General features: G+C 71.9%; 15 protein-coding genes and 1 tRNA gene. 6 read left to right on the forward strand and 10 right to left on the reverse strand.

Annotation, left to right across the window (positions count from 1 at the left end; genetic code table 11):
* The first annotated feature begins 376 nt into the window (after positions 1-376).
* Positions 377-2,005 carry an alpha/beta hydrolase gene (locus GNZ18_RS27370; protein WP_312874776.1) on the forward strand — a complete coding sequence of 543 codons (1,629 nt, stop codon included), beginning with the start codon at positions 377-379 and terminating at the stop codon, positions 2,003-2,005.
* Here the strand turns inward: GNZ18_RS27370 and GNZ18_RS27375 are convergent.
* Positions 1,968-2,363 carry an OsmC family protein gene (locus GNZ18_RS27375; RefSeq protein WP_156219403.1) on the reverse strand — a complete coding sequence of 132 codons (396 nt, stop codon included), beginning with the start codon at positions 2,361-2,363 and terminating at the stop codon, positions 1,968-1,970. The genes GNZ18_RS27370 and GNZ18_RS27375 overlap by 38 nt on opposite strands.
* Before the next feature lie 77 nt (positions 2,364-2,440).
* Positions 2,441-4,606, reverse strand: coding sequence for a DEAD/DEAH box helicase (locus GNZ18_RS27380; protein ID WP_156219404.1), 2,166 nt, complete (start codon positions 4,604-4,606; stop codon positions 2,441-2,443).
* Positions 4,607-4,824: 218 nt separating this feature from the next.
* Between GNZ18_RS27380 and GNZ18_RS27385 the strand changes: the two genes are divergently transcribed.
* Together GNZ18_RS27385 and GNZ18_RS27390 are read left to right on the forward strand one after the other, a co-directional pair.
* Positions 4,825-4,895, forward strand: a tRNA-Ser gene (locus tag GNZ18_RS27385).
* A 396-nt stretch (positions 4,896-5,291) separates the two neighbouring features.
* A complete protein-coding gene (locus tag GNZ18_RS27390) occupies positions 5,292-6,890 on the forward strand; it encodes a TROVE domain-containing protein (protein ID WP_156219405.1) in 1,599 nt (532 codons plus the stop codon).
* Between the two features lie 51 nt (positions 6,891-6,941).
* On the opposite strand, the gene GNZ18_RS27395 is transcribed toward GNZ18_RS27390, so the two are convergent.
* Positions 6,942-8,378, reverse strand: coding sequence for a hypothetical protein (locus GNZ18_RS27395; protein ID WP_156219406.1), 1,437 nt, complete (start codon positions 8,376-8,378; stop codon positions 6,942-6,944).
* A gap of 177 nt (positions 8,379-8,555) precedes the next feature.
* Between GNZ18_RS27395 and GNZ18_RS27400 the strand changes: the two genes are divergently transcribed.
* Entirely contained in the window at positions 8,556-8,978 is a 423-nt protein-coding gene (locus GNZ18_RS27400) for a hypothetical protein (RefSeq protein ID WP_156219407.1), read from the forward strand.
* Between the two features lie 235 nt (positions 8,979-9,213).
* Here the strand turns inward: GNZ18_RS27400 and GNZ18_RS27405 are convergent, their stop codons facing one another.
* From GNZ18_RS27405 to glnA, 3 genes are all read right to left on the reverse strand, one after another.
* Entirely contained in the window at positions 9,214-9,501 is a 288-nt protein-coding gene (locus GNZ18_RS27405) for a hypothetical protein (RefSeq protein WP_156219408.1), read from the reverse strand.
* Positions 9,502-9,557: 56 nt separating this feature from the next.
* Complete coding sequence (locus GNZ18_RS27410; protein ID WP_156219409.1) at positions 9,558-9,704, reverse strand: hypothetical protein; 147 nt, start codon at positions 9,702-9,704, stop codon at positions 9,558-9,560.
* A 112-nt stretch (positions 9,705-9,816) separates the two neighbouring features.
* Positions 9,817-11,241, reverse strand: coding sequence for a type I glutamate--ammonia ligase (gene glnA, locus GNZ18_RS27415; protein ID WP_156219410.1), 1,425 nt, complete (start codon positions 11,239-11,241; stop codon positions 9,817-9,819).
* Between the two features lie 166 nt (positions 11,242-11,407).
* Between glnA and GNZ18_RS27420 the strand changes: the two genes are divergently transcribed.
* Positions 11,408-11,902 (forward strand): RDD family protein, encoded by a 495-nt coding sequence (locus GNZ18_RS27420; protein ID WP_156219411.1) that lies wholly within the window; start codon positions 11,408-11,410, stop codon positions 11,900-11,902.
* A gap of 92 nt (positions 11,903-11,994) precedes the next feature.
* Here the strand turns inward: GNZ18_RS27420 and GNZ18_RS27425 are convergent, their stop codons facing one another.
* Together GNZ18_RS27425 and lipA are read right to left on the reverse strand one after the other, a co-directional pair.
* Positions 11,995-12,690 carry a DUF4191 domain-containing protein gene (locus tag GNZ18_RS27425; protein ID WP_156219412.1) on the reverse strand — a complete coding sequence of 232 codons (696 nt, stop codon included), beginning with the start codon at positions 12,688-12,690 and terminating at the stop codon, positions 11,995-11,997.
* A gap of 63 nt (positions 12,691-12,753) precedes the next feature.
* On the reverse strand, positions 12,754-13,683 hold the full coding sequence (gene lipA / locus GNZ18_RS27430; protein ID WP_242889978.1) for a lipoyl synthase: 930 nt from the start codon (positions 13,681-13,683) through the stop codon (positions 12,754-12,756).
* Between the two features lie 208 nt (positions 13,684-13,891).
* Here lipA and GNZ18_RS27435 point away from each other — a divergent pair, with 208 nt between their 5' ends.
* Positions 13,892-14,389, forward strand: a complete 498-nt coding sequence (locus GNZ18_RS27435) for a YfbM family protein (RefSeq protein ID WP_156219413.1) — start codon at positions 13,892-13,894, stop codon at positions 14,387-14,389.
* A gap of 214 nt (positions 14,390-14,603) precedes the next feature.
* Here GNZ18_RS27435 and lipB read toward each other — a convergent pair whose 3' ends face one another.
* Together lipB and GNZ18_RS27445 are read right to left on the reverse strand one after the other, a co-directional pair.
* Complete coding sequence (gene lipB, locus GNZ18_RS27440) at positions 14,604-15,278, reverse strand: lipoyl(octanoyl) transferase LipB (RefSeq protein ID WP_156219492.1); 675 nt, start codon at positions 15,276-15,278, stop codon at positions 14,604-14,606.
* 93 nt (positions 15,279-15,371) lie between these two features.
* Positions 15,372-16,109: a Type 1 glutamine amidotransferase-like domain-containing protein gene (locus GNZ18_RS27445; protein WP_156219414.1), complete on the reverse strand. Its 738-nt coding sequence runs from the start codon at positions 16,107-16,109 to the stop codon at positions 15,372-15,374.
* Positions 16,110-16,136 lie beyond the last annotated feature (27 nt).

A 16,136-nucleotide genomic window follows, 5' to 3' on the forward strand; every position in this document is an offset into this window, starting at 1 on the left:
CGGTGCCTTGAGCACCCGGCGACGTGCCGTCTCGGCGGGCTGGCGCGGCCCACCTCGCCGGGCCGTTCGGGCCTGGCCTCGGTGGGCTGCTGGGGGGGCGGTCTGGGCCATGCTACCTATCTTTGCCTCGCGGCCCCCTGATTGAGATCACCGCGCCGAATGGTCTTCGTCTCAGACTTGAGTAGTACGACCCTGATGCGGTATCCGGACTTTCGGGGGAGGGGTCTCAGGGGAACCTCACCCCTCAGACGGCTCCCCGCGCGGAGCCTATGAAGTTGATCAGGCATCAGCATAGGAGGCACCGGGTAGGTCCAGGCCGCCCCCCGTGAACCGAACGGGGGGACGAATGGCCAGGATCACCTCGATACCCGGCAAAGTGGTGGTATTCGCTGCGATCCTGACCGCTTTCGGTCTGGTCCCGGACGCCGCGTCGCCCTCGATCCGGTCGGTGCGGTCACCGTCCGATTGGTCCGGTCGCTCACTGTCCAAGGAGCCCGGAGACGCGCCGCCCGAGCGGCTCGTGTGGAAGCGCTGCACCGGTCTGCCCGAGCCGGACCCCGGGGTGAAGCCGCCGCCCGCCGGGTTCCGCTGCACCACGGTGCGGGTCCCGTTGGACCATGACAGGCCCTCGGGGGAGGCGATCGGCGTCGCGCTGATCCGCGTCCCCGCCACCGACTCCGAGCACCGTATCGGGTCCTTGCTGTTCAACTTCGGCGGCCCCGGCGGCGAGGGCGTCGACACCCTCGCCCAGGCCGCCGGCGACTACGCGCGCCTGAACACCCGCTACGACCTGGTCGGCTTCGACCCGCGCGGCGTCGGCCGCAGCGCCCCCGTCACCTGCGTCGACGACCGCCGCATGGACGTCCTGACCGCGCGGGAGGGCACCCCCGACACCGCCGCCGAGGAGCGGGCGTTCGCCGCGGACGAGGCGTCCTACAACCGGGGGTGCCAGACCCGGTCGGGCGCGCTCCTCCCGCATGTCGGGACGGTCAGCGCCGCCCGCGACATGGACCTGGTCCGCGCCGCGCTCGGCGACCCCCGGCTCCACTACTTCGGCATCTCCTACGGCACCTGGCTCGGCGGCAGCTACGCCCACCGGCACCCCGGCAACGTCGGCCGCGCCGTCCTCGACGGGGCGGTGGACACCGCCGTGGACCCGGCCGAGCAGGCGCTCCAGCAGGCCGAGGCGTTCCAGCGGGCGCTCGGTGCGTTCGGGGCGGCCTGCGCCGCGCTCGGCGAGCGCGCCTGCCCGCTCGGCGCCGACGGGTCGGGCGTCGCCGCGTCCGTCCGGCGGCTGCTCGCCCGGCTCGACCGGGCGCCGCTGCCCGCGCGCGGCGGACGGAGGCTGACCGAGCGGCTCGCGACCAGCGGCGTCACCGCCGCGCTCTACTCCCGGCGGGCGTGGCCGATCCTCGCGCAGGGCCTGGTGGACGCCGCCACCCGCCGCGACGGGACCCTGCTGCGCGCCCTCGCCGACGCGGGCAACGGCCGCCGCCCCGACGGCTCCTACACGAACCTGTCCGCCGCCAACACCGCGATCGCCTGCGCGGACACCACCGCGCGCTACGCCCCGGCCGACGTCCGGCGGCTGCTGCCGCGCTTCCGCGCCGCGTCCCCGGTGTTCGGGCCGGCGCTGGCGTGGGGCCTGCTCCAGTGCACCGGCTGGCCGGTCGCGGGGGACGCGGCGGCGCGCGAGGTGTCCGCGCCGTCCGCCGCCCCGATCCTCGTCGTCGGCAACACCGGCGACCCCGCCACCCCCTACGCGTGGGCGCCCGCCCTGACCAGGGCACTCGGCGGGCAGGCGACGCTCCTCACCCTCAAGGGGGAGGGGCACGGCGCCTACGACACCGGCGACGCCTGCGTCCGCCGGACCGTGGACGCCTACCTCCTCCAGGGCACCGTCCCCCCGGCCGGGACGGTCTGCCCCCCGGACAAGGGGACCCAGGAACCCGCGGAGCCCAAGGGCCTCACGGGACGATCTGATCGACCTTCATCGGCTCCCTGAGCGCGTTCCCGACCGTGCAGTACTTGTCGTGGACGCGCGCGGCCACGCCCTTCAGCACCTCCGCCGCCTTCTCGTCGCCCTCGGGCAGCTCCACGTCGTAGGTGACCGTGATCGTGCCGAGCGCGCTGGTGGCGATCTTGTCGGCCTGGACGGTCGCGGCCAGCCGCGCCAGCCGGTGCCCCCGCTGGGCCGTCAGCGGCTCCACGGTGACCAGCTCGCAGCCGCCGAGCGCCGCCAGCAGCAGCTCCACCGGCGTGAAGACCCCGTCGGTGTCGCCGTCCCCGATCGCGACGCTCGCGCCCCGGTCGTTGACCGCCCGGAACCCGTCCTCGGTGCGCTCCACCCTGACCTCGGCCATGACGTCTCCTCCGCTCGATGCTCGTCCGTCGCAACACGGCCGCCCCGCCGGTTCTTCCCCGCTCGGACGCGTCCCGCTCAGGGCGTGCCGAGGCGTTCCCGCTCCTCCTCGACGATCTGCCGGGCGAGGGACTGCTCGGAGACGTCGACCGCGTCCGGCGCCCGCTCGGCCAGGTGGCTGCGCCGCGCGTACGCGTCGAACAGCCGCGACTTGGCCCCCAGGATCTCCAGCATCCGCTGGTCCACGCCGCCCGGCGTGAGCAGCCGGTGCACCTGCACGGTGCGCGCCTGGCCCATCCGGTGCGCGCGGGCGACCGCCTGGGTCTCGGTGGTCGGCTTCACCTGCGGCTCACAGATGATCACCACGGACGCCGCCTGGAGGTTGAGGCCGACCCCGCCCGCCTGGATCTGCGCGAGCAGCACCGCGTGGCCGGGCTCGGCGGTGAACGCGTCCACCAGCGCCTGCCGCCGCTCCGCCGTGGCCGCGCCGTCGATCGGCCCCCGCGCGCCGTCGCCGACCGCGTCCCGCACGGCGGCGAGCACGTCCCGGAAATAGGAGAACACCACGACCTTCAGCTCGTTCGCGGCGGCCTCCTCCACCAGCTCCTTCAGCCGCGCGAGCTTCGCCGACTCCGCCGGGACGGCGTAGGCGGCGCGGCGCATCGCCATGAAGTTGCCCTCGGCGACCGCGCTCCGGTAGGCCGCCTCGTCGGCCGGGCCGAACTCCTCCCACTCGTCCACGTGCACGACCTCGGGCAGCTCCAGCAGCACGTCGCGCTGGTTGCGGCGCAGGTAGACGGGCGCGACGGCCTTGCGGAACGCCGCCGCGCCGACCACCGCGTCCCGCCGGGCGACCCGCGCGGCCACCTCGGGCCGCAGGTGCGCCACCAGGCTCCGGAACTCCTCGACGCGGTTCTCCATCGGCGTGCCGGTGAGGAACAGGACGCGGTCCGTCCGCGCGCACCACGCCGCGACGGCCCTCGCGCGCCGCGTCTCGTGGTTCTTGGCGTAGTGCGCCTCGTCCACGACGAACATGCCGAGCGGCAGGTCCCCGGGGACGTCGAGCGCGTGCAGCGAGTCCAGCGTCGCGACCGCGATGCCGCCCGCGCCGGCCCAGTCCGCGAGCGCCGCCGCCCGCCCCGGCCCGTGCACCGGACGCGCCGCCAGCGTGCTGCGCGCCTCGATCTCCCGCACCCAGTTGACCAGCACGCTCGCCGGGCACGCCACCAGGAAGTGCGTGGCGCCCTCCGACCGCAGGTGCGCGATCGCGGCGATCGCCTGGACGGTCTTGCCGAGCCCCATCTCGTCCCCGAGGATCACCCTGCGCTGGACGAGCGCGAACCTCGCCCCGAACGCCTGGTACCCGCGCAGCGAGACCCGCCGGTAGGTGTCGTCGAGCGGCTGGGCCTTGACCCTGGCCGCGATGTCGCGGGGCAGGAACCCCTCCGCCGCGTCGCGCTCGGGATCCAGCGCGGCCAGCTCCGCCAGCAGCGTCTGGTAGTCGGACGCGCGCAGCTCGAAGTCGATCCACGCCTCGTCCGCCGAGACCGCCGGGCGCAGCAGGTCGACCGACGCCTGCGAGATGAGGAGGCCGGTACCGGGCGCGTCCAGGACCCGCCGGAGTTCGCCGAGTGCCTTTCGCGCCCGCTCCCGCCTGCGCCTCCCGCAGAGCGCCCTCCGCCACCACGACGCCTCGGGCCGCGCCTCCCGGACGAGCGGCTCCAACTCCGCCTCCAGCCGGGCGGCGGCGGCCCGCGCCCGTGGCAGGTCGGGCCCGGCGTCCACCATCCGGTGCAGCGCGACGACCAGGGGGGTGGTCCGCTCGTCGCGCCGCTCGGCGTCGATCCGGACGCCGGCCGTGGCGGCCGCCGCGTCCGCGAGCTGCCCGGCGGCGGCGTGGAACCGGTTCGCGGTCTGCGGGCCGATGCCGGGAAGGAGCTGGAGCCGGTACGGGGTGGCGTCGAGGACGTCGAGCACGGTCTTCAGCCCGGCCTGCTCCAGCGGGCCGAGGCGGAGGCGCCCGTGGGTCACGTCCTTGAGCCGGGCGACGGGGACCGACGCCAGATGGCGGCGCGCCGCGTCCAGCCGAAGCGGTTCGAGCGCCGCGTGCACCTCCGCCACCGCCCGCCGGTGGTCCTCCAGCAGTCCGCGCGCGGCGCCGAGCAGGGCGCGCCCGCCCCGCAGCAGCTCCCTGGGCTGGACGCTCCTCGGCCGCGGGCCGTCGATCCGGGCATCCTGCGCCATCAACCGGTACTCCCTCACTCTCCGGGCACATGATGCCACCGTTCCGCCGCGTCGCGGGAAGCGCATTTAATTCGGTTGTGCGCAAGCGATGCACAATGGTTTTCTAAGGACATCGCCCTTCCGGTGCGAAGGCCACAGGCTACTTCTTACCCAGGATTCTCTCCTTGGAGCCGCCTGAGGCCGCATGTGTACTCGGAAGGACGCACAACTGAAGAGGCGCCCGGTGCGCAGGCGAGGGTTACTTCGAATTGGAATCGAGAGGTTGCGGGTTCGAGTCCCGCCGCGGGCTCCGGCTCGTGTAGTTCAATGGGTAGAACGCTTTGTCACCTTCGCCGACCCTGAACTCGGGCGCCTCCACAACTGAACACGCACCTCCCGGTGCGCAGGTGCACGGATACTTCTGGGTTCGACTCCTCGCAGGCCCGCCCACGGGCCTGACGCCCCACCTCGGCGGGGCGGTTCCGTACACCGCATCGATCTCGGGGGGAGCACCATATTCGCGGGGTGCCCGGTGCGAAGGCAACGGATACTTCACATTCTAATCCATGGGTCGCGGGTTCAAGTCCCGCCACCGCCAAAGGCGGTGTAGCTCAGATGAGTAGAGCAATGGGCTGCGGACCGTAGCCGATTCTGACCTCGGGCACCCCCGCGAACGTGCTCCCACCGCTCATGGAAGGAACCCCCCATGGCGAAGTTCAACCACGGCAAGGTCCGCGCGGCCGCCTCCGGTCCCGTCCGTTCCGGGACGAGGCCGTCCGGCCGCACCCACGAGGGCGCGCCCGGCTACGCGCGCGACGCCAAGGGCGAGCTGTTCCTCCTGGCGGTCTCCCACATGGCCGGTGAGGACACCTTCTACGAGAAGGCCGCCGACCGCGACGCCCGCTTCCGCGACCTCGTCCACCGCGTGGCCATCGACGACATCGAGTGGACGGCCGCGTTCGTCCGCTGGCTGCGCGGCGAGGCGAACCTGCGCTCGGCCCCCGTGGTCGCCGCGCTGGAGGCCGTCCGGGCGCGGCTCACCGTCGGGCTGCACGGCGGCAACCGGCAGCTCGTCGCGAGCGTGCTCCAGCGTGCCGACGAGCCCGGCGAGGCCCTCGCGTACTGGACGTCCACCTACGGGCGCGCGATCCCGAAGCCGGTCAAGCGCGGCGTCGCCGACGCCGTCCAGCGGCTCTACGGCGAGCGGTCGCTGCTGAAGTACGACACCGCCGCGCGCGGCTTCCGCTTCGGCGACGTCATCGACCTCGTCCACCCGTCCCCGGCCGCCGACAAGCCGTGGCAGGGCGAGCTGTTCAAGCACGCCCTCGACCGGCGCCACGACCGCGACGAGCCGATCCCGGAGCGGCTGCGCGTCCTCACCTCGGCGCGGGCCCTCGCGGCCCTGCCCGTCGAGCGCCGCCGCGCGCACGTGCTCGACCCGTCGCTGACCACCTCACCGGGCGGTCTGGCGGGCGCCGGGTTCACCTGGGAGCGGCTCGCGGGCTGGCTCCAGGGGCCGATGGACGCCGCCGCCTGGAGCGCGGTCATCCCGTCCATGGGCTACATGGCGCTGCTGCGCAACCTGCGCAACTTCGACGAGGCGGGAGTCCCCGACGAGGTCGCCGACCAGGTCGCGGCGCGGCTCGCCGACCCCGACCAGGTCGCGCGGTCGCGGCAGTTCCCGTTCCGGTTCTTCTCCGCGCACCTGGCGGCGCGGTCGCTGCGCTGGGGCCGCGCCCTGGACAAGGCGCTCACCGCCGCCACCGCGAACGTGCCGGAGTTCCCGGGGCGCACGCTCGTCCTCGTGGACACCTCCGGGTCGATGACGTCCGTGGGCGTCTCGGCGCGGTCGAAGATGACCTACGCGCAGATGGCCGCCCTGTTCGGCGTCACCCTCGCCGCCCGCGGCGCCGACGTCGACCTGCACGGCTTCGCGGACGGGGTGTTCCGCCACGAGGTGCCGCGCGGGGCGTCCGTGCTGCGCGAGGTGGAGCGCTTCGTGGAGCGGATCGGCGAGGTGGGCCACGGCACCCGCATCGCCGACTCGGTGCGGGCGACCTACCGCGGCCACGACCGCGTGATCATCCTGTCGGACATGCAGACGTTCAGTAGTTGGGGCGGCAGCGTCACCGAGGCGGTGCCCGCGCACGTCCCGATGTACGGCTTCAACCTGGCCGGGTACAAGCACGGCGCGATCCCGTCCGGCACGGGACTGCGCCATGAGCTGGGCGGTATGACCGACCACACGTTCAGGATGATCCCGCTCCTGGAAGCAGGCCACAACGCCGACTGGCCCTGGAAGTAGCCCGCCGGCCGGGCGTCCCCTCAGGACGCCCGGCCGACGCGCCGCCACCCCTCACGCGGGAGAGCCCGGTTTGGGAGCGGTCCTGGCCAGCACCTCACGGAATTCGAGAACGGCGGGGCGTTGCTGCTGTTCGTGTGGAACGGCGCGGAGGATGAACATTCCGGTCGCCGTGGTGAATTGGGTGACACAGCCAGGGGGAACGGCGTCCAGGACTTGCGCGGCCTGGGTCGCGCCTTGGTCGACACCGCCATTGGTGATCGTGCACAGGGCTTCATGAAGGCGCACGTTGGCCGCGTACGGCGTTTCGCCGCCCCGGTGGCTGGGACGGGACAGGAGCAGGTCGCGTGCTTGATCGGCCTCGCGCTCGTTGCCCGCGCCCGCGTGTACCCAGCTCTGGGCGAAGAGAGGCTGGGAGCCGCTCCACAAGGTAGGCAGGATGCTGGGGGGTGTATCGGGCCCGCCATATTCGACGGTGACATTCAGAGCTTCTATTGCTTGCCCATGCTGGCCGAGTAGGGAGAGCGCCTTGGCGCGGGTGCCGGCGAGGTCGGCCCTCCAGAAGGACGGAGCGGTCCCGGCGATCTGCTCTGCCTGCCGCACGAGAGCCAGCACCGTTCCCACATCTCGCTGACCGTACAGCCCCACACCGGCCTCTTCGCATCGGATCATCAGCCGCAGGTCGAGGTCTCCGGTGCTGTCGGCGGCGGCGCGTGCCGTCCGCCACCATCGAATGGCCTCCCCGTGCTCGGCCAGCCGCGCTGACAGGTGCGCGTGAAGCATCGCCAGGACGGCCTCGACCCGTTGCAGTTCGGTGAGGTAGCCGTCCTTGGCTTCGGCCAGGTGACCGTTGAGGGCCAGTAGGTCGGACACCAGGTCTTCACGGGCTTGGACGGCAGGGCGTGTGCGCAATGCGTGCAGGTGGTCGGCACACGCGAGGTGCCATTCGTCCAAATCACGGGGCGCGGCGGTCAGGATCAGATCAGCGATGCGGTGCAGCGGGGCGGCGCCTGCGCTTGCACCGAGAGTGGCCAGGAGTTGAATCACTGCACGGCGTCTCACGCTGTCCCCAACGTCGGGATTGATGCCAAGTGCCACGATACACTCGGCCGCCAAGCGATCCTGGGAAGCCGGCCGGTGTTTCAGGGGTTCGGGGCTGAGATCGAAGCGCATCTCGTCTGCCCGAAGCAGATCGTTCAGCCCAATGCCTTGTGAGATAGATCGTACTGGCACCTCCGGCGGCGGAGGAAAAAGCGCATCTGCCGCAACGCCGAACAAGTCGGCAATGGTGCCCGCCCAGTCCTGCGGGCAGTGCGTACCGGCCTCCCAGCGGGTTATCTGCCTGGCTAGTCCTTTGACCTGCTTTGTTGCCGGGTTCGTGATCCCCGAAGCCGAGAACAGCCGGCGAGCCATGTCCCATTTGCCCCAGCCGCGCTGAGTCCGCTCGGATTCCAGGCGTATCGCCCATATGGGGCGGTCGGACTCGCTCATAACGCGCATCCTTTCGAAACGCGGCGCTCTGGCCGAGGGGCCAAGGGGGTCGGAGGATTGGCGCCCTTGTGATGGCTCCCATTGTCCACTATCGATGCGAAGCGCGGCGTGGGTTTACTGGCTTCTGTCGGGGAGGAGCACCGAGTTCGCGGTCCGATCAAGAGTGAGGTTCGGTTCATGGAGAAGCCACAGCAGCGCCCGGGTGTGGGAGATGCCGAGGCGCAGAAAGCGGCGCTGCGTCGGGAATTCTCGGCCTGGTCGATCATTCACACCGATACCGGGCGGTGGTGGGCGACGCGTTCGGCCGGGCAGGTCCGCGACGGCGACCGGACGGGCCGGGGCCCGGTGGTCAGCGAGGTGGACGCCGACACGGCCGAGGGGTTGCGGGTGCGGCTGCGGCGGGTCGAGGCGGGTGAATTCCCCGGCGGCGCGCTTGTGGCGCGCGCGTCCATGCTGCTGTCCCTGGAGTTGTGGCAGGACACGCTCGCGGCGTTGGGGGCGGGCGACGTCAGGGCTCGCAAAGGAGTCTCCGCGCGGTTGCTGGCCGCCGCGCCGCCCTCCTGGGAACTGGTGCCGGTCGCCCAGGCCGAGAGGCCCTGATGGCGATCCGGTCGGAGAGTCCCCTCGGTATGGCGGGGCCTTCATGACGTGGGCGCGGCGGTCGCTCGACTGCGCGGCGGCGACCGTCGCGCCCGCTCCGACGTGCGGCCGGACGCCCGGCGCCTGGGATCGCTGAGAGCGAGGCCGCACGACCGGGCACGGATCCGTCGCCCCCGAGATCCGTGCCCGCCGCCCGTCCGGGACGAGGAACAGCGCGTCCCGGACGGGCGGACCTTCAGGCGCCGGGCTTCTGGTCCGACGAGCAGGCAGGGCAGGGCGACCGGCTGCCGTTCCGCGCCAGCATGACCCCCGCGCCGTAGCAGGTCCCGCAGACGGACGCGGACGTGAGCGGGGACGACGCCACCGGTCCATGAACGGCCTCGTCGTACTCGTCGCCGTCCTCAGGGGTCCTGTATCCACGCGCGTCGTAGCGGGGGGCCGTCCCAGGCGGCCGGTCCAGGCCGGTCCCCCGGCAGTCCTCGCACCGGACGCCGATCCAGTTGCCACCCCGCCGGCCCGTCATGATGATCTCGCCCCTGCCCCGGCACCCCGGGCACGCCCGCGCATCGTCAGGGGCGGTCACCTGTGGCCTCTCCCGTCGCAGTCCGTGCACTTGATCCAGCGCTTCGGCTTGGCGACGTCCTTCTGCCCGTTGCCGTGCTCCCACCATCCGGCCTGTCCCCGGCAGGTGTCGCAGGGGTCGGGCTCGTCCTCGTCCTTGGCCACGGGCCGATGGTGGCATGACAGAGAGTGAAGAAGTAATTACCGTCCGCGTTACTTCTTGCGGAGCCGGGCCGGGGCGCGCTGACGGGATGCCTGGTCAGCGCGCCCCGGTGGGCTAGATGTCGTAGTACAGCTCGAATTCGTGGGGGTGGGGGCGCAGGCGGATCGGGTCGATCTCGAATTCGTGCTTCATCGTGATGTAGGTCTCGATGAGGTCGGGGGTGAAGACGCCGCCTTCGAGGAGGTACTCGTGGTCGGCCTCCAGGGCGTCCAGGACCTCGGGCAGGCTGCCGGGGACCTGGGGGATCGCGCGGGCCTCCTCGGGCGGGAGTTCGTACAGGTCCTTGTCGACGGGCTCCGCGGGCTCGATCTTGTTCTTGATGCCGTCCAGCCCGGCCATGAGCATGGCGGAGAAGGCCAGGTAGGGGTTGCAGGACGGGTCGGGGACGCGGAACTCGATGCGCTTGGCCTTCGGGTTCGAGCCCGTGATCGGGACGCGGATGCAGGCCGAGCGGTTGCGCTGGGAGTAGACGAGGTTGACCGGCGCCTCGAACCCCGGGACGAGGCGGTGGTAGCTGTTGACCGTCGGGTTCGTGAAGGCCAGCAGGGACGGGGCGTGCCGGAGCAGGCCGCCGATGTAGTGGCGGGCGCTGTCGGACAGGCCCGCGTAGCCGACCTCGTCGTAGAACAGGGGCGCGCCGTCCCGCCAGAGGGACTGGTGGCAGTGCATCCCGGAGCCGTTGTCGCCGAAGATCGGCTTCGGCATGAACGTGACGGACTTGCCCGCGTCGCGCGCGACGTTCTTGACGATGTACTTGTAGAGGAGCAGTTGGTCGGCGGTCTTCAGGAGCGTGTCGAAGCGGAAGTCGATCTCGGCCTGGCCCGCGGTGCCGACCTCGTGGTGCTGCATCTCGACGTGGATGCCGGACGTGAGCAGCTGGGAGACCATTTCCGAGCGCAGGTCGGTGTAGTGGTCCATCGGCGGGACGGGGAAGTAGCCGCCCTTGTAGGGCGGCTTGGCGCCGAGGTTGCCGCCGGTTTCCTCGCGCCCGGTGTTCCAGGCGCCCTCGATCGAGTCCAGGTAGTAGTAGCCCGCGTTCTGGCGGGTCTCGAAGCGGACGTCGTCGAAGATGTAGAACTCGGCCTCGGGGCCGAAGTAGCAGGTGTCGGCGATGCCGGTGCCGCGCAGGTAGTCCTCCGCCTTGCGCGCGACGTTGCGGGGGTCGCGGCTGTAGGGCTCGCCCGTCAGCGGGTCGTGGACGAAGAAGTTCAGGATCAGCGTCTTGTGCTGGCGGAACGGGTCGACGACGGCGGTGGACGGGTCGGGCAGCAGCAGCATGTCCGACTCGTGGATCTCCTGGAATCCGCGGACCGAGGAGCCGTCGAACATCAGCCCGTCGGTGAACACGCTTTCGCCGAAGCTCTCGACCGGGAAGGTGAAGTGCTGCATCTTCCCCGGCAGATCCACGAAACGGCAGTCGACGAAACGGACACCTTCGTTCCTGATGAAGCCGAGGACCTCGTCGGCGCTGCTGAACATCCGACCTCCTATGGGCGCTCTTGGGCTGTGAAGGCTACGTACGTGCCGTTTCCCCGCTATGTCTCATATGTTTCGACTGTGTTAAGCGTCACACGTCGTGCCCCTCTTCTCCCTGCCCGGGGATAGCCGGTCAGAACCTCGCGAGGGGACGGGATAGCGTAGAGGCATGAGCGGTGAGGACCAGGGCGTCGGGACCAAGGGTGCCGGGCCGCGCTGGACGCAGACGTGGCTCAGCGGCGCGCGCGCGGCGGGGGCCGACCTCGGGCGGCCGGGGGAGCGGTTCGGGCTGCCGGCGAGCGGCAGCGGGTCCGTGGCGGGGTACGGGCGGCGGCTGGTGGCGCTGTTCGTCGACTGGGGCCTGTCGATGCTGGTCGCGAGCCTGCTCACGCGGGCGTTCGAATGGACGCCCTCGGAGCGGAGCCTGTGCACGCTGATCGTCTTCGGCGTGCAGGCGTGGCTGCTGACCGGCCTCGCGGGGACGACGCTCGGCAAGCGCCTGTGCGGGCTGCGGGTCGTCCGGCCGGACGGCGGGCCGGTGGGCCCCGTCTGGGCGCTGGCCCGCGCGCTGCTGCTGCTCCTGGTCGTCCCGGCCCTGGTGTGGGACCGGGACTACCGCGGCCTCCACGACCGGGCCGCGAACACCGTCGTCGTCCACCTGTAGCGGGCGGCCGGCCCCTGTGCCTGCTGGCCCTGTGCTCGCTGGGCTCAGCATATTTCGGGCTCAGCACATTTCAGGCTCAGCACATTTCAGGATCAGCGCATCTTGGGCTTGGGGCCCTTGGGCATCTTCGCGCCCCGGGGGATCGGGCCCTTGGGCATCTGCATCGAGCGGGGCAGCGCCTGGAGGCGGTCGTTCAGCTCCGACACCTGCGCCTTGGTGAGGTTGCGGGGGAGCTTCATCAGGTGCCGCTGGAGCTTGTCGACCGGGATCTGGCCCTCGTCGTCGCCGACCTGCACGTCGTAGATCGGGACCTGCTGTGCCGCGCGGGAGATGCGCTTCTTCTCGGCGCCGAGCAGCGGCCCGACCCGGTTGCGCGGGCCCTCCGACACCAGGACGACGCCCGGACGGCCCACCGCGCGGTGCACCATGTCGAGGTTGCGGTTGCCGCTGACCGCCTCGGTGACGCTCCAGCCGCCGCGCATGTTCTTCAGGATCGCGGCGGCGGCGCCCGGCTGCCCGGCGATCACCTTGTACTGGGCGCGCTGCGCGAGCTGCCCGAAGACGATCATGCCGACCGCGAACGCGGCGAGGACCGCCAGCGGGATGAAGAACCAGAGCTGGTTGATGAACAGCCCGACCAGCACGACCACGACCAGCGTGCCGAGCGCCGAGGCGAAGACGATCGGGAGGGCCTTCGGATCGGCCTGCCGGAGCACCTGCGCGACCATGCGGATCTGCTTGAAGCGGCCCGGACGCTCCTGGGCCCCGTCCGTGGGCTTGTTCGTCATATGACCAAGGATAGTCGTGCCGCAAACCCCGTTCGGACCCCGTCTGTCCGAATCTCCGCGGGGCTACGCCTCGCGGGCCTCGACCGCCTGCTTGTAGAGGCGCCCGGCGCGGTAGCTGGAGCGCACCAGCGGGCCGGACATGACGCCCGCGAAGCCGATCTCCTCCGCCTCGGCGGACAGCTCGACGAACTCCTCGGGCTTCACCCACCGCTCGACCGGGTGGTGGCGGGGGCTCGGCCGCAGGTACTGGGTGATCGTGATCAGCTCGCAGCCGGCCTCGTGCAGGTCGCGCAGGGCCTCGGAGACCTCCTCGCGGGTCTCGCCCATGCCGAGGATGAGGTTGGACTTGGTGACCAGGCCGTCCTGCCGCGCCCGGGTGATGACCTCCAGCGAGCGCTCGTAGCGGAACCCGGGACGGATCCGCTTGAAGATCCGCGGGACCGTCTCCACGTTGTGCGCCAGCACCTCGGGACGGGCGGAGAACACCTCGGCGAGCTGGCCCTCGTCGGCGTTGAAGTCGGGGATCAGCAGCTCGACGCCGCAGCCGGGGACGGCCGCGTGGATCTGCCGGACGGTCTCGGCGTACAGCCAGGCGCCGCCGTCCTCAAGGTCGTCGCGGGCGACGCCGGTGACGGTGGCGTAGCGCAGGCCCATCGAGGCGACGGACTCGGCGACGCGGCGCGGCTCGTCGCGGTCGAGGGCGGCGGGCTTGCCGGTGTCGATCTGGCAGAAGTCGCAGCGCCGGGTGCACTGGTCGCCGCCGATGAGGAAGGTGGCCTCGCGGTCCTCCCAGCATTCGAAGATGTTGGGGCAGCCGGCCTCCTGGCACACGGTGTGCAGGCCCTCGGACTTCACCAGGTTGGTGAGTTCCCTGTACTGCGGGCCCATCTTCAGCCGGGTTTTGATCCATTCGGGCTTGCGCTCGATCGGGGTCTGGCTGTTGCGGGCCTCAACGCGCAGGAGCTTGCGCCCCTCAGGTGTCACCGTCGTCACCCCCTCAGCGTACGTCCCGACCACCGGAACCGGCACATCCAGGCCGTCTCGCCGCCGTCCCGTATCGGTGTGATCTCGAACGCATGACAAGAACCTCTCTCAGCTTGCCGATTCGCGTGTTTTCACCGTCGCCGCCAGTGGATCTCTCTAAGGTGACTCCCTGTCGTTACGCAACAGCGTTGGCTGGAGGGCCGCAGTGGGTCTGGCAATGTCGTACCTCAGGGTGCCGCCGGTGCTGGAGGGAGAGCAGGATCCCGGCCGGATCGCCCGCCACATCTTCGGGACGCCCGACTGGCGCAGGCGCGCCGCTCCGCAGGGGTTCGATCTCGGCGGCGCCTGGCAGGCGATGCACTACCTCGTCACCGGCGACCCGTGGGAGGGACGCCAGCCCGAGGCGGACGCCGTGTGCGGCGGGCGGCTCCTCACCGAGGACGGCGCCGACGAGCTGGGCATGGACGTGATCTACCTCGCGCCCGAGCGGGTCAAGCCCGCCGCCGACCACCTGGCCGCGACCCCGTTCGCCGAGATCGCCGGGCGCTTCGACCCGGCGGCGATGGCGAAGGCCGGGGTCCAGGACGCCCGCGGCCTGGACGGCAGTGCCCGGGACCGCTTCCTGCGCCCCGCCTACGAGGGCCTGACGGCGTTCTTCGGCGCGGCCGCGACCGAGGGGCAGGCCGTCTACAAGGTGATGACACCCACGAGGTGACGGCCGTCCCGGTATGGCGCCGCCGGGGAGCGTGCGGCCGGGCGCGGCGGTTCGCGCCCGGCCGCACGCGCGGCCTCAGCCGTCACGCGGGCGCGTGACCGAGCGGTGGGGCGGAGCCGGAGGCGAGCCCCACCGCGAAGATCGCGAAGCGGTGCCGCGCCCGCCGAGGCGCGGTCGCCGCCCGAGCCGCTGGGCGAGGGCGGTGGGCCCCGACCTAGTCGACGACCCCCAGTTGGGCGGTGGTCCGGTGGAGGGTCTCGGCGGCGCCGAGCCGGGCCGCCAGGTGCCGTTCGACCAGCGGCGTGATCTCGGCGACCGTGACCTCGCGGCCGAGTTCGCGGCTGAGGCTGGTGGAGCCCGCGTCCCGGATGCCGCACGCGATGATCGCGTCGAACCAGCCCATGTCGTTGTCGCAGTTGAGCTGGAAGCCGTGCATCGCGACGCCCTGGGACACCCGGATGCCGATGGAGCCGATCTTGCGGTCGGGCACGCCGCGCACCCACAGGCCGCTGCGTCCCTCGACGGTGGCGGTCTCCAGGCCGAGTTCCGTGCAGACGTCCATCATCATGTGCTCCAGCAGCCGCACGTAGGCGACCACGTCCACGGGGTCCGGGAGCTTCACGATCGGGTAGCCGGTGAGCTGCCCGGGGCCGTGCCAGGTGATCTTGCCGCCGCGGTCGACGTCCACGACGGGGGCGCCGGGGTCGCCGAGCGGGCGGTCGACCGCCGCGGTGCGCTTGCCCGCCGTGAACACGGGCTCGTGCTCCATCAGCAGGACGGTGTCGGGGATCCGGTCGTCCACGCGCAGGGCGTGGGTGCGCTTCTGAAGGGCCCAGCCGTCCAGGTAGGGGACGGCGGCGGTCCCGAAGCCCGCGTGGACGACCACCAGCTCTCCCGTGCCCGGAGTCGCCTGGAGGGGACGGGGTGCCTCGCGTACGTCTACATCGCTCACGCGGGCCAGCTTACTTACCCGCGATCGGCGTCAGAGGGCGGCCAGCAGGCGGGGCTCCAGGCGGGTCTCCTTGGCGGTGCCGGGGGCGTCCGGTTCGAGCCGGTAGGCGCCCGCGTCCGGGCGGTAGGAGACCGCCTGGACGAACTCCGTGCCGACGTAGTGCAGGCCCACGCCCTCGTCCGCCGCGTACCCGCCCGGGAGGGTGCCCTCCCCGACGAGCTGCTGGAGCAGCGGGCGGCGCTGGGGGTCGCTGTCGTAGTGCACGCCGCACGAGTACGGCAGGAACCCGAGCCCGTCGGTCAGCGGGCGCAGCTGCGGGCCGTAGGAGTCGGTGTTGCCGCCGACGTGCCAGCACAGCGCGCCCGCGCTCTGCCCGGCCAGGACGACGCCCTCCGTCCACGCCTCGCGCATCATGTCGTCGAGGCCGTGCAGGCGCCACAGGGCCAGCAGGTTCGCGACGCTGCCGCCGGACACGTAGACGAGGTCCTGCGTGAGCAGGTGCCCCCGCATGTCGGGGACGTTCGGCATCGGGAACAGCGCCAGGTGGCTGACCTCGACGTCCATCGTGGAGAACGCGGCGTAGGACTGGGCGATGTGCTCGGCGCCGTCGCCGACCGCCGTCCGCAGGAAGCAGACGCGCGGGCGGTCCTGGCCGGTCAGGTCCAGCGCGTACCGCAGCAGCGGGCTCGGGGCGAGCCCGTCGCGGCCGTCGGGGACGAAGCTGCCGCCGCCGATCGCGAGAATGTGCGGCTGTCCGTCGGTGCTCATGCGCCCTCCTCGGGGCCGGGGTACTTG

The sequence above is a fragment of the Actinomadura litoris genome (assembly GCF_009733595.1).
In the GTDB taxonomy this organism is placed as follows: domain Bacteria; phylum Actinomycetota; class Actinomycetes; order Streptosporangiales; family Streptosporangiaceae; genus Spirillospora; species Spirillospora litoris.